At 46.1% G+C, this 12,955-nt stretch carries 14 protein-coding genes and 1 riboswitch; of the genes, 7 read left to right on the top strand and 7 right to left on the bottom strand.

The window, feature by feature from the left end; translation table 11 throughout:
• Positions 1-13: 13 nt before the first annotated feature.
• Positions 14-520, bottom strand: coding sequence for a PTS sugar transporter subunit IIA (locus NSQ58_RS05460; protein WP_341056994.1), 507 nt, complete (start codon positions 518-520; stop codon positions 14-16).
• Positions 521-824: 304 nt separating this feature from the next.
• Between NSQ58_RS05460 and NSQ58_RS05455 the strand changes: the two genes are divergently transcribed.
• Positions 825-1,184 carry a winged helix-turn-helix transcriptional regulator gene (locus NSQ58_RS05455; protein WP_025723772.1) on the top strand — a complete coding sequence of 120 codons (360 nt, stop codon included), beginning with the start codon at positions 825-827 and terminating at the stop codon, positions 1,182-1,184.
• Positions 1,185-1,193: 9 nt separating this feature from the next.
• Here the strand turns inward: NSQ58_RS05455 and NSQ58_RS05450 are convergent, their stop codons facing one another.
• Together NSQ58_RS05450 and NSQ58_RS05445 are read right to left on the bottom strand one after the other, a co-directional pair.
• The gene (locus tag NSQ58_RS05450) at positions 1,194-1,745 is read right to left on the bottom strand and encodes an NAD(P)H-dependent oxidoreductase (RefSeq protein ID WP_028542595.1); all 552 of its coding nucleotides are present in this window, start codon (positions 1,743-1,745) and stop codon (positions 1,194-1,196) included.
• A gap of 170 nt (positions 1,746-1,915) precedes the next feature.
• A complete protein-coding gene (locus tag NSQ58_RS05445; protein WP_028542596.1) occupies positions 1,916-2,422 on the bottom strand; it encodes a YwhD family protein in 507 nt (168 codons plus the stop codon).
• A gap of 124 nt (positions 2,423-2,546) precedes the next feature.
• Here NSQ58_RS05445 and NSQ58_RS05440 point away from each other — a divergent pair, with 124 nt between their 5' ends.
• The 4 genes from NSQ58_RS05440 to NSQ58_RS05425 all read left to right on the top strand — a co-directional run bounded on the left by NSQ58_RS05440 (position 2,547) and on the right by NSQ58_RS05425 (position 7,128).
• Positions 2,547-4,559: a M1 family metallopeptidase gene (locus tag NSQ58_RS05440; RefSeq protein ID WP_075153526.1), complete on the top strand. Its 2,013-nt coding sequence runs from the start codon at positions 2,547-2,549 to the stop codon at positions 4,557-4,559.
• Between the two features lie 11 nt (positions 4,560-4,570).
• Positions 4,571-5,398, top strand: coding sequence for a hypothetical protein (locus NSQ58_RS05435; protein WP_341056993.1), 828 nt, complete (start codon positions 4,571-4,573; stop codon positions 5,396-5,398).
• 276 nt (positions 5,399-5,674) lie between these two features.
• A riboswitch (cyclic di-AMP (ydaO/yuaA leader) is annotated at positions 5,675-5,812 on the top strand.
• Positions 5,813-5,817: 5 nt separating this feature from the next.
• Positions 5,818-6,318, top strand: coding sequence for a C40 family peptidase (locus tag NSQ58_RS05430; RefSeq protein ID WP_025723776.1), 501 nt, complete (start codon positions 5,818-5,820; stop codon positions 6,316-6,318).
• 303 nt (positions 6,319-6,621) lie between these two features.
• The gene (locus NSQ58_RS05425; RefSeq protein WP_028542599.1) at positions 6,622-7,128 is read left to right on the top strand and encodes a GNAT family N-acetyltransferase; all 507 of its coding nucleotides are present in this window, start codon (positions 6,622-6,624) and stop codon (positions 7,126-7,128) included.
• Between the two features lie 78 nt (positions 7,129-7,206).
• Here NSQ58_RS05425 and NSQ58_RS05420 read toward each other — a convergent pair whose 3' ends face one another.
• Together NSQ58_RS05420 and NSQ58_RS05415 are read right to left on the bottom strand one after the other, a co-directional pair.
• Complete coding sequence (locus NSQ58_RS05420) at positions 7,207-7,506, bottom strand: 4a-hydroxytetrahydrobiopterin dehydratase (RefSeq protein WP_007428083.1); 300 nt, start codon at positions 7,504-7,506, stop codon at positions 7,207-7,209.
• Between the two features lie 117 nt (positions 7,507-7,623).
• Positions 7,624-7,917, bottom strand: coding sequence for a hypothetical protein (locus NSQ58_RS05415; protein WP_028542600.1), 294 nt, complete (start codon positions 7,915-7,917; stop codon positions 7,624-7,626).
• A 187-nt stretch (positions 7,918-8,104) separates the two neighbouring features.
• Here NSQ58_RS05415 and motA point away from each other — a divergent pair, with 187 nt between their 5' ends.
• Positions 8,105-8,899, top strand: coding sequence for a flagellar motor stator protein MotA (gene motA / locus NSQ58_RS05410; protein ID WP_028542601.1), 795 nt, complete (start codon positions 8,105-8,107; stop codon positions 8,897-8,899).
• The gene (gene motB, locus NSQ58_RS05405; protein WP_025723781.1) at positions 8,892-9,719 is read left to right on the top strand and encodes a flagellar motor protein MotB; all 828 of its coding nucleotides are present in this window, start codon (positions 8,892-8,894) and stop codon (positions 9,717-9,719) included. Before motA ends, motB begins: the two co-directional genes overlap by 8 nt.
• Positions 9,720-9,854: 135 nt before the next feature.
• Here the strand turns inward: motB and rluF are convergent, their stop codons facing one another.
• Complete coding sequence (gene rluF / locus NSQ58_RS05400) at positions 9,855-10,556, bottom strand: 23S rRNA pseudouridine(2604) synthase RluF (protein WP_028542602.1); 702 nt, start codon at positions 10,554-10,556, stop codon at positions 9,855-9,857.
• Between the two features lie 51 nt (positions 10,557-10,607).
• Positions 10,608-12,884, bottom strand: a complete 2,277-nt coding sequence (locus NSQ58_RS05395; protein ID WP_028542603.1) for a PAS domain S-box protein — start codon at positions 12,882-12,884, stop codon at positions 10,608-10,610.
• Between the last annotated feature and the right edge of the window lie 71 nt (positions 12,885-12,955).

Genomic DNA, 12,955 nt, shown 5'->3' with positions numbered 1-12,955 from the left:
TTCTGAATGAGAACTAGGCTTTTAAGTGGACTCTTAATACGGGTACTTCTGAAGAGGCAGATGTTCCTTCCAAGATTTCCACATGGCTGATCATCTCTTGCCCGTCTGGAACGATTACCGGAGTAATTACAGGCAATCCCCCCTGTTGAATCGCGTCTAGATCAAACTCCATCAGTAATTGCCCTGCTTTAATGTTATCTCCTGTTTGAACGTGAGGGTTAAACCCTTGTCCTTTGAGGGAAACTGTATTAATCCCGACATGTATCAAAATTTGTACACCAGATTCATGCTCAATGATCAGAGCATGCTTACTTTTCTCCATCACGTGGACGACTTTACCCGTAAAAGGAGCAGTCACTTTACCTTCAGTCGGATGAATAGCGATGCCTTCCCCCATAGCCTTCGTAGAGAACGCAGGATCTGGAACCTCTTCAAGGGAAACCACTTTTCCTTTGATTGGTGCTACCATGTCGAATTCTTCAATACGAGGAGCCGCCTTCTTTTTCAACCATTTAATCATAACGATGCCACCTTATTTAGAGATTACATTCATAAACAGTGAATAGGACTTAACTACATCTTTCAAGGAACCGGTTCCACAAAATGAATAAAAAAAGGAGTGGAAGCGATTTCTATCTGAATTATAGTGAATGCCTTTCCAGGATGTCAAGATGCTCCTCTCCGTTTCTAGAATCACTCCGTTTAAAGATACAGAAACATTTTATAGCGAGCATACTTTACATCCTTTCACTAAAATTGCATAATGATCAGTTGTAAAGTATGCACATTCATATTATATACTTACCTAAAGGAGAGTGTAATTTATGAGTGAACCCTGTGTTCCGTCTGGCGTGGTCCTAAAAGACACTGGCTTTGGATATACGTTGTCCTTAATAAGCGGTAAATATAAAATGATCATTATATATTGGCTTTTTGAAAATAAGGTTATGCGACATAACGAGCTGAAGCGAAGTATCGGTACCATTTCCTTCAAAACACTAAGCATCATGTTAAAAGAGCTAGAGGCAGATGGCCTTATCATACGCAAGGAATTTCCCCAGATCCCTCCAAAAGTTGAATATTCACTATCTAAACGTGGCCTTTCTCTCATTCCATTATTAAATATGATGTGCGAGTGGGGAGAGGAAAATGGTTTGCCAGCTCTGGAGGACGGACAGCAATAGACATTCCTATTACAGGCTGTCAATAAAATTCAAATAATCTCGTGCGCTTTTCTCCAATTCGCTTTCGGACGTACCAATCTCATTTTCGCCAGACTCTTTTTCTGTACCATAAAACGCAAAGAACGAACGATAATCTGCATTGCAATATAGGAAGGTTGTTTCAAAAGGAGATAATAGCTGCTCAAGTGTATGGCGATATCTTCCTTCTTCACTATAATCTTCTTTTTTACTTCCGGCAGATACTGCTAAAGCAACCTTACGATTCTTTAATTTGTCACCTCCATTTGAACCATGAGCCCAGCCATAAACAAAAACATCGTCAAGCCATTTTTTAAGGAGAGGCGGACTGTTAAACCAATAAACTGGGAACTGTAAAATGAGATTGCTATGTGATTCAATGAAGTGCTGCTCTTTTTCCACATCAATGTTCCCGTCAGGGTAAACCTTATGCAATTCGTGGATAGTATACTTTTCTGGATATTTTTTGAGTTCTTCTACCCATCGCCTATTTATGACAGATGCCTCGATGCTTGGATGTGTAACGATAACAAGAGTTTTCAAAGAATTGTCCTCCTTAAGTATTATTTATTTTTGAGTATAAAGTGAGCGCTACAAATATGTAAGTATGCACTTTCAGGACAACTACTTACTAAAAGGTTAGTGTCAACTCAGATAAATAAAAAAAGCAGCCCACAGAAGTGGCTGCTTTTTTTACTGCGTTAACGCTGGGCCTATCCTTCCAGCGCCTGCTTCAATTCCTCAGGCGAAGCGTCCCACCATTCCTCGTTATGCGAAATTAGCAGGCTTTTAAGCGCTGCTCTATCTTCGCTGCCGAGATCATCCAGCATGAAACGACGCTTGAGCGCGTAATCCATACGGTTGACGTGATCGGCGAGGATTTTCCAGCCGCGTTTGGCTTCGTCGTCAATCAGCATCTCGCAGGCGGTGGCGCCGCCGTACATACGTCCTTCGGGCGTACGATCCACGGCTACCCATACGAGCCATACCTGCCGTCCATTCGGTACATCCTCTTTATTCGTAGAGAACTTGATACCACGTTCTACTTTACTTTTGGCATGCATGGCACCGATATCAATTTTCGCTTCTCCTCGGTCAATGATGACCGGGGACATGCTGTTCAGGTCGATTGAGCCTGCGCCGAAACCCTTATGTTTACTCTTGCCACTGACAATGTTCAGTGCAATCTGTTTTTTGCCGTCCGGCTGATTTTCACTCATGCGTCACTAGACCTCCATTTTCCGTCTTCACACTCATTCTACACTATAAATATTTTAACTAATAATCTCCTGAAAGCAAACATATACATGCTGTAGATGCTTGTCAACGGGAGGTATCCATTGTATGACCCCAGCACGCACTAAAATCGTTTTATTGTCTACACTAGCCCTCGGTCTCCTCGCAGGGACGTTATGGTTTGCCTGGCAGCCCCAATCGCAATCAGACCCGCAGTCCATAGGCCAACCACTATACGGCTCCCTGTCTGAGTCTGCGCTTGCCCCAAATATGGGCAAGCCTCTAGGGGCAAACATCCTGCCTGACCTGCCCAAGAACCCTCCACAGCCCGCTACAGAAATCCTCAGCAAACGGGTGGTAGAGTACCACATTGATGTGTCTCTGGAAAAAGGACAGGTTTTGCGAGGCACTGAGACACTGACCTGGAGGCATCCGGGCAAGAAAACCGTGAATGATCTGTATCTTCATCTATACCCGAATGCCTTCTCTTCCATGGAAACCACCTTTATGAAGGAATCCGGTGGAAAGCTGCGCGGAGACACCATGCCCAAAGACGGCTTTGGCTCCATGACGCTGACTGAACTAAAAACAGAAGACGGTTTATCTCTCATGCACCGCATCCAATATGTGCAGCCAGATGACGGTAACGCAGGCGACCGTTCGCTCATGAAGGTGCGTCTACCCAAGCCGGTACGAGGTGGCGAAGAAATCACATTATATATGAAGTTTGAGGTAAAACTGCCCGCCATCTTCGCTCGTATGGGTGCGACAGATGATTTTGTAATGGCAGGACAGTGGTTCCCGAAGCTCAGCGTCTACGAGACTGCAGGACAACGTGGACGCGCCGAGGAGGGCTGGAACCTCCACCAGTATCATGGTAACTCCGAGTTTTATGCCGATTTTGGAATTTACAGCGTACGGATTCGGGTGCCTGAAACTCATATCGTAGCAGCGACCGGATTTCCCACCCGTGGTGCCGTCCGACAGAACGGCCAAAAAATATATCAATTTTATGCCGATGATGTACACGATTTTGCCTGGTCCGCTTCACCCAACTTTGTAACCGTAGAAGAACCCTTTTCTTCTGCTGAAGTCCCTGGTGTCAAAATCAAGCTCTACCTTGACCCGTCGCACAAGGAGCTCAAAGGGCGTTATATGAGCGCAGCGAAGGCCGCTCTTTCGTACTACAGCAAATGGTACGGGCCTTATCCATATTCCACCCTATCCATCGTGGTTCCACCCAAATCAGGCAATGGAGCCGGCGGTATGGAGTATCCGACACTCATCACAGCCGCTGCTGCGGGTAATCTAAATCCTGGCTATAGTCTGGAACGAACATTAGTTCATGAGATTGGACATCAATATTTCTACGGAATGGTAGCCAATAACGAATTTGAGGAGCCGTGGCTGGATGAAGGCTTCACCTCCTATGCAGAGGAGCGGCTTATGGAGCAAGAATATGGGCTTACCCCCAACTTGCCATTACAATCGGGACAGATAGCCTCCCCACAGCCGCTAAACCGCGAGTCATGGAAGTACGGCTCGGCTGCTGAGTACGCGCAAAACGCCTACTCTCGAGGCAAGCTGGTACTACGGGGCATTGAACGTCAGGTGGGTATGAAAAAAATGGATCGGATTATGCGGACCTACGTCCAGACGTACCGATTCAAGCATCCATCCTCCCAGGATTTTCAACGTATCGTGGAGAGAGCCACCGGACGCTCATGGAGCCACTATTTTGAACAGTATGTATATGACGGCCAGATGGCGGACTTTTCGGTGGATCATATCACGAACCACAAGCTGGAGAATGGATATGAAGCAGTCGTGACGGTCAGCAAAAAAGGGGCGGATTATCCCAAGATCCCTGTCCAATTTACCTTCAAGGATGGTACCACGATATTCAAGGCTTGGGACGGCGCGGGCAAAAGCACAACTTTTCGGATCAAAAGTACTTCTCCCGTTTCCTATGTAACCCTTGATCCTCTATATACCATTGCACTGGAGAACAAGCACATTAACAATAGCCTAAAAGCCGAATTGGACGAAAAGCAACAAACCCGTTGGAATGTAAGTGTAACCAAGCTGTTAGAAACACTGCTTGGAAGTCTGTCATGGTGAGGTGTCTATAGATGCGGACTGTTATAAAAGAGGGCTGGGCGCTGGTGCGCATACGATTCTATATCGTTATCATTTTATTTCTGTATCGACTACTGTGGGGGGTGTTTCTCTATCGGCTGGTGCAGTCTGCCGTTATCCCGCTACTGCTCCGTTATCCTGATCAGGGTCAAAACGAGCTGGGACAGACCTTGTTTTGGATGGAGAGCCAGATTGCTCTGATGGACAGCCGGGAAGTACATGTGTATTTGTGGATACTACTAGGGGCGACTGTACTACGCATACTGATCACTCCCTTCATTAGAGCCGGAATATATCAAAGCCTGCATACCGATGCGACTGAACCGCAAAGCCTGTCCTTTTTCAAGGGTATGAAACGCCATGGCATGTCGTCGCTGTTGTATTACACCATCGAGTTGGGACTGCTGCTGCTTCCCGCCATTTGGGTAGTACCGAGACTCTACCCTATTGTAGCAGGAGCACTTCAATCTTCCTCTTATCTGCTGCATTTGTTGCCCTATGTCATGGGATGGATGGCATACGGATGGTTCATTCGGCAGTGCATCCTGTATATGCAACTGGGGACTATCGGTGGTCACGCCATACTATCGTCCCTGCTCGCCTTCTTTCGCCAGCTCCTTCCAGCTGTCGGTATATCTCTTTTGCTTGGTGCTTGTGTGCTGCTGGTCTTCGGTCTATTTGGCACCGTGGCGATGATTTGGACTGGCATGCTGGCGCTCATTCTCCAGCAATCGTATCATTTTGTTACTAGTCTGGTCAGGCTGTGGCATATCAGTTCGCAGTACAGACTATGGCATACCGATATCTCCAGTAGAAGTTAAGCCCTGCCTTTATGTTTTTTACTTCATTTCCGTCTGTCGAAAAATCTTGATTCATATCCGCGCAAACGACACATAACTGAATACTGTTAACAACATCTGTTCCTTGGACATTAGGAGCAGATTTTTTTTGTAACTTTTTGCAATGAAACATTTGCCAAAGCCAGCCGTCTTTGTTACAATAATCGCAGTGAACTGATAGTAACAACTTTGTAATCTTTATTGTAACCTTTATCTCAAAAATAACGTTATTGTGAATACTGCTCTCCAAGGTGCACATCTTAAGTTAAGCCTAATTCCTGGCACCTAGGAAGCGGGGGAACCAGTTTGGGTGAATTGATCTCGCAACAGAGTGGTCATAGGGGAACCTTCTACCGAATCCTTAAGCTAACCTCGCAGGCATTGGAAGGGGTATATTTTTTTTGAAGAAGAAGCTAACGATCGCAGCTATGGGTCTTGCCATTGCCTTTACATCTTTTACATTCGGTGGCGGCAGTGCATATGCAGACTCTAAGATGGACCAGGTCATTCAAGATGCCAAAGGAACGAGCTACAGAAGCGGAGGCACTACACTCGAGGGATTCGATTGCTCCGGCTTCACAATGTATGTATTCAACAAACTGGGAATTAAACTTCCGCATCAATCCGGATCACAATTCAAAATGGGATCTTCTGTATCCCGCGATGAAATGAGACCTGGAGACCTGGTGTTCTTCAACACCACAGGAAGAGGCATTTCCCATGTAGGTATCTTCGTAGGTGAAGGGAAATTTGCCCACTCCTCGACTTCACGTGGTGTAGTAGTTAGCTCACTGAACGAAAATTATTACGCTAACCGCTATGTCGGTGCAAAAAGAATTATGAGCACAGACGCTTACCATTCTGTAGCTTCAGAAATTCCTGATGACGACAACGTAGAATAACTAACGCACAGCAAGCTAACCCTAGCCGCAATTTGATTCTGGCCGGAATCGAATTGCGGTTTTTTATGTCCACAACATCAGCAATTATTATCATTACTGACGAACTGAAGCCTCAAAAGGTTTCAATTTTAGCGAACATCGTCGGTTTTACCGTCAGCGCTGGGGGAGCATATGAGCAGTAATTCCTTCTTATTGAATGTATACCCGACTTGAGTATGAAATAAACACGCTTGCCATTCCCCTGCAACTTGTCTACAATCTGTTGTTAATGATTGAAGTACCTGTAAAAGGAGGATGGAACACATGCCGGCCTCAATATCCAACTATCGGATCGTACCGATGGACGAGCATCAAGCGGCTGCAATCTGTGAGTGGCGCTATGACCCACCTTATAATATATACGGTTGGCTCCCCTGGGAACAAATGAAGGCGCTTGAAGTCGAATTTGGAAGTCCCACGCTTCGCCAAGAGCAATATGTTGCCGTACTGGATGAAGAGAATAAGCTGACGGGATTTGCTCAATATTTTCCTATGATCGGTGTGACCCGGCTAGGTCTTGGAATGCATCCCGAAAGATGCGGACATGGCAAAGGCGCTGATTTTGTCCGTGCCATTGCAGAGGAAGCCCAACGACGCAACCCGAAGAATGAAATTGATCTAGAGGTACTCACTTGGAATGGGCGCGCTATCCGGGCTTACAAGGCGGCTGGATTTGAGCTTACAGATACCTATGAACGCCAGACTCCCGATGGCAAAAAACCGTTTTTTTGTATGGTATATCGTCCCGAGCACCAAACCCAGGTTCTATGATAAAAGCGCCTTCGGCATACAACCGCGATGTTGTATAGCGAAGGCGCTTTTATCATCATACGACAGATCATTACAAGCTCAATGACTGCTGCGCATTTTTTCAAAAGCTTCATTATATTGTTGGGCTTCCTTAATATCCACGGCCATAATACCGCCGTCGTCCCAAGAGGTCAAACGCAGAGTCACGGTCTTGTAATCAATCGTAATAAATGGATGATGATTGAATGCTTCAGATATAGCGGCAACTTCATCCACGAATGCAATCCCTTTCATAAAACTGGAAAAATTATATTTCCGAACGATCCAACGTCCTTCCTCCAGTTCCCAGCCCTCCAGTTTCTCCAGATGTGCTTCAATCTCTTCTTGTGTAAAAGGCATGTTACGAACTCCTCCCCGTTTATACGGAAGCCTTTCGACCGCTTAAATACGGCCAAAACTACGATATATTGGTGTACATATTACCACGGCCCCGTTGATAAATCCATAAGACGGACCTCAAATCAATGGGACTGACGTCAGCTCCTCGTCTCCAATGAGTACATAGATACGATGCTGCTCCGGCTCATAGATCACAACGCCACTGCCTACAGTGATTATGGGCTCTGTACCCAGTGCATAAAATAAGTCTTCTGCCAAAGCTTCATTGACTTCCTGGCGTCCCGCCGGGTCCAGCCTGTCCCAATCTTCTGCTTCCATCTCGAAAAATTCGTAGCTGTCTGGGATGCGTCCCACAGCCTCTGTCAAATCGTTCAAAATTTGTTCATACTCACGCCCATGCTTTACTCCCATGCCATTTCCTCCAATGGTTCCGCCATTCAATACATAATCACCTTATTATACCGGAAATTCGCACTTAACAAAAAAGAGAGTTTTGTCGATAAATACTATAATCCGTCTTGTAATGACGCGCTTGGGGCAAGGACGACCCCGGCGGCATGAAAGGATTCAAAATCTATTCTCATGGATGAGGTGTATCATGCAAATTTCAACCATTATCGGACTTGTGCTCGGGATTATGTCACTGGTCGTCGGGATGATCTTAAAAGGCGCTCCGGTCGTCAATCTGGTCAATAATCCCGCTGCTTACATGATTATTTTCGTCGGAACGGCAGCGAGTATATTTATGGCCTTCCCGATGGCAGAAATCAAACGGATTCCGAAGCTGTTCAAGGTTATTTTCACCGAACAAAAACTGTTAGACCGCAAAGAGCTCATCGGTACGTTTACCGAGTGGGCATCCATTACCCGTCGTGAAGGTCTGCTCGCCTTGGAATCTAAGGTAGAGGAAATCGACGATCCCTTTATGCGTGGCGGCATGCGAATGATTATTGACGGAAATGATCAGGAATTCGTACGGGACGTTCTGATGGAGGATATCAATGCTACCGAGGACCGACATCGCTCTGGCGCGCTGATCTTCTCTCAAGCTGGTATGTACGCTCCAACGCTCGGGGTACTCGGTGCGGTTGTAGGTCTGATCGCCGCTCTGGCCGACCTTAGTGACATGGAAAAGCTCTCTCATGCCATTGCAGCAGCCTTCATTGCGACGTTGCTCGGTATTTTTACAGGTTATGTCCTGTGGCATCCGATGTCCAACAAGCTCAAACGGTTATCCAAAAAAGAAGTGGAGCTTAAATTAATGATGGTCGAAGGTCTGCTTTCCATTCAATCGGGGATATCGACGATTGCCATCAGTCAGAAACTGACGATCTTCCTGACTCCGACCGAACGGGCTACGTTGACCCAGAAGGATGGCGATTCCAGTGAGTAAAAAGAGACATGAACCGCATGAAGAGCATGCTGACGAAAGCTGGCTGTTGCCATATTCCGACTTAATGACCCTTCTGTTGGCTCTTTTCATTGTCTTATTCGGTATGAGCTCGCTCGACGCCAAAAAATTTGAAACTATGGCTCAATCCCTGAGTGCAGCTTTTAGTGGCGGCACTGGCGTGCTGGATCACTCGGCCGCGAATCCGTCGTCACAATCCATGGATATGGGCAAAAATAAAGAACAAGTATCACAACCCTTAAAATCGAAGGCTACTTCTACCTCTGAACTGCAAAAACAGTTGGCCCAGCGGGAAGAAGAAGATTTAAAAAAACTTAAAAAACAAATGGATCAATACATTCAAAATAACGGCCTGACCCCGTTGCTGAATACCAAGCTGAACCAATCACAGCTGATGATCACCATTAGTGATAATGCCTTGTTTTCATCCGGGCAGGCCGAAGTAAAGCCGGAAGCAAGAAAGCTGGCCAAGTCTATTTCTAGTATGCTTCAGCAGTTCCCTGGCTATGATGTTATCGTATCGGGTCACACGGATAATGTACCGATCTCCAACAGCCAGTTCCCGTCCAACTTTGATTTGAGCGCCAAGCGCTCTCTGAATTTCTTGCGTATCTTGTTGCTCAATCCAGATCTCGATCCAACCAAGTTTGTATCCATCGGTTATGGCGAGTATCGTCCATTGGCAAGCAATCAAGATGGTCAAGGACGCTCCAAAAACCGTCGTGTTGAAATATCTGTTCTCCGCAAATATCAGAACGGGACACAAGTCATCAGTCCTACCTCAAGCTCGAGTGAAGGTTGATTATGCATATGTTATATGAACAAAGGCACCGCCGCATTTTTATGCAGCTGGTGCCTCTTTGTTTATGCTTCCTGTACTCTGGCCTTATCTGATAAGAGGATCATACGCTGTAGGCTATACAAAGCCCCTCTGGCATTAGCTAAGCGTATAATCGAGCATCTGGCCAAGCTCCTGCTTCTCAGCCTCTGTCAGATCACGCCAGGCACCTTTCTGAAGGGACCCCAACCGAATATTCATGATTCGCAGCCGTTGCAGTTTTTTTACTTCATAACCGAAGGCAGCACACATACGCCGGATCTGACGATTTTTCCCTTCAGTCAGGATAATACGGAATACATACTCAGATACACGCGTCACCTCACAAGGTAGCGTCCGCTGACCGAGTATTTTCACACCACTGGACATGCCCTGCACAAAAGATGGTATGACAGGGCGATCCACTGTTACGATATATTCTTTCTCATGCTTGCCTTCTGCCCGTAAAATCTTATTCACAATGTCTCCATCATTGGTAAGTAAAATGAGACCTTCCGAATCCTTATCCAGGCGTCCAATCGGGAATATCCGCTGCGGGTGCCCCACAAAATCAACAACATTGCCTCTAATGTGGCTCTCCGTTGTACTTGTAATGCCCACCGGCTTGTTCAATGCAATATAGACGTGATCGGACTTCTCGCGCAGCGGCTTGCCGTTCACGCGAACATCATCGCCTTCCTCCGCTTGACTACCCAGCACGGCCACTTCGCCGTTAATCGTCACGCTGCCGCTCTCTACCAGCTTGTCCGCCTCCCGGCGCGAGCAAAAACCGGTTTCGCTGATAAACTTGTTAATGCGCAACCTGTGTACCCTCCATTTCTACTAACACACTTCCTCCTGCGCCCCTGCCCGTTACTCCGGCTTGGCAATCGGAAGCTGCACCAGGGCTGTCGTTCCCTCTCCCTCTGTGCTTTCAATATCCAGTGTGCCTTTATGACTCTGTATAATACGCTGGCTGACCATAAGTCCTAGTCCTGTCCCTGTTTCTTTGTTTGTGAAAAAAGGTTCTCCTAGCTTGGACAGCATTTCTGCAGGAATACCCGTTCCCTGGTCCCGTATGAAGATTTTAACGCTTTCTCCCTCCAAGAACAAATGAATCGTGATGATACCACCTTTACTCATAGCCTCCATGCTATTTTTAAGTAAATTAATGAATACCTGTTTTAACTGATTTTCTTCGGCGTATACCAGGGCAGGCTCGTCCGTGACCTGAAGATTGAATACAATGCCCAGCAGATGCGCCTGACTATCTAGTAAAGAAATCACATCGCTCACAATATAGCGAACATCTTTTTTCTGAAAATGCACCGCCTGTGGCTTCGCCAGAATTAAAAACTCGCTTACGATCAAATTAATGCGATCCAGCTCAGACATCATAATATCGTTGTGTTTCATATTCAACACTTGATTTTGCTGCTGTAGTTGGAGAAAGCCACGTAGCGTGGTTAGCGGATTACGAATCTCATGCGCTACACCTGCCGCTAGTTGTCCGACGGTTGTCAGTTTCTCTGATCTGCGCAACAGCTCCTCCATCCGGTTGCGACCCGTGATATCACGGGACACGCAGATAAACCCCAAAATCTGGCCTTCTTCATCCAGAATAGGAGACGTGCTCATACTAATCTCTACCGTACTTCCATCCTTACGCATTCTAAGGGACTCACTTGATACGATGCTCTCTCCCTGAAGCAGACTCTTCTTCTGAAATTCATACTCCTCCTGTTGCTGCGGAGGTACAAACTCCAGCTTACGACCAACCAACTCTTTCTTGGTCCAGCCGTACAAAGCTTCGAAGGCATGATTGACCCGAACGACACGATCCTCCTCATCAGTCACATGAATCGCATCTGCTGTCTGATTAATAACCGATTCCAGATGCTCCTTTACAGAACGGTTCTCTTCATACATTTGTTCGAGTCTTCTCGTATACACCCCCAAATTGTAGGCCATCGCATTGATGCGCTCACCCAACTGTGCAAGCTCATGACCACCCTTGATTTCTAGCCGTGTATCAAAATGACCATCAGCCATCTCGTTCACTTTGCCCAGAATCGACTGAATTGGACGGACAAACAGACTGGCAAGCACATAGCTTCCAATGATCACAACCTCTAAAAGGACAATAGAAATGGCAATTAAACTAATCAATTGCTTGGAAATAACAGAAGTGATCGTATCATAATTCATAACAATACGGATAACATAGGCATCACGGTTAGCCGGATAAAAAGGTATGTAACTGACGAGAACCCGTTCGCCTTTAATATAGCAGTCTTGTACAATACTCTCCCCCGAGATGATAGCCCTGGACACGGCCAAACGATCCTCCTGCACTCTCGTTAGTTGATACGTGCCGAATTGGATCGGTTTGTTGTACATGTAATAGTATTTCCAGTCGTTCCCGTTCTTGTCCATCGTAGCGCCACCAAAGGTTGCAGGGTTAATTCCTGTAATCTCCATGATGCGATAATCCACTTGTTGGGTTTGCTTTACGATCTCATCGGGACTCAGGATGGTTATGAAATTTTGTACTGAAGTATCCTGAAAGGAAATTCGAATTAAGTAGTTACGTTTTTGGTCATAATAAAATCCCCATTTATTAATATGTGAGGAGTCTGAACCCGTGTAGTCAAATGATCCGGTCCAAAAATGATCCAGTTTCTGACCTTGCGCCATTGCAGCCTGTCCATGCTCATATAATTGGTCAACTGCATTTTTCCAATGCCCGGTCAATGGATCGGATGGCGTTACTTCTTTAGGATCGGAGGATTTGACAACCTTATACCCCTGCCCGTCTCGAATCATCAAAGAAATATTAATATCCCTGTGGAGTGTGGCTATCTGTTGAAGCTGTTCCTGCTGAATATTTCGGATGTCAGGATCGAGCTGATTGGCAGCCAACGTGGCAGAAAGCCACAGATTATATCCGAGCTGTTTGTCAACGGCCTCCCAGCTATGTTGGGTTTGTTCGATAGCTCCTCCGATAATTTTAGCGGTCAGAACCATTTTAGTTTCACTGTCACTTCTTAGATTTTCGTGGGTCGTGTAATAATTGAGTGCGATGTTTAACAACAGGATGAACAGGACGGACCCCGACAAAATGATCGTTATTCTGATTTTTATCGACACACTGATTTCTCACCTCTTGCCGTATGCTGGCGATTACTGGCAATTGCTAACTCAATGATACCGTAATAGCG

Origin of the sequence: Paenibacillus sp. FSL M7-0134, from assembly GCF_038007865.1 — a bacterium.
Lineage (GTDB): Bacteria > Bacillota > Bacilli > Paenibacillales > Paenibacillaceae > Paenibacillus > Paenibacillus polymyxa_B.
The sequence above is the reverse complement of the archived record's forward strand: the minus strand, read 5'-3'. Positions and strand labels throughout refer to the sequence as shown.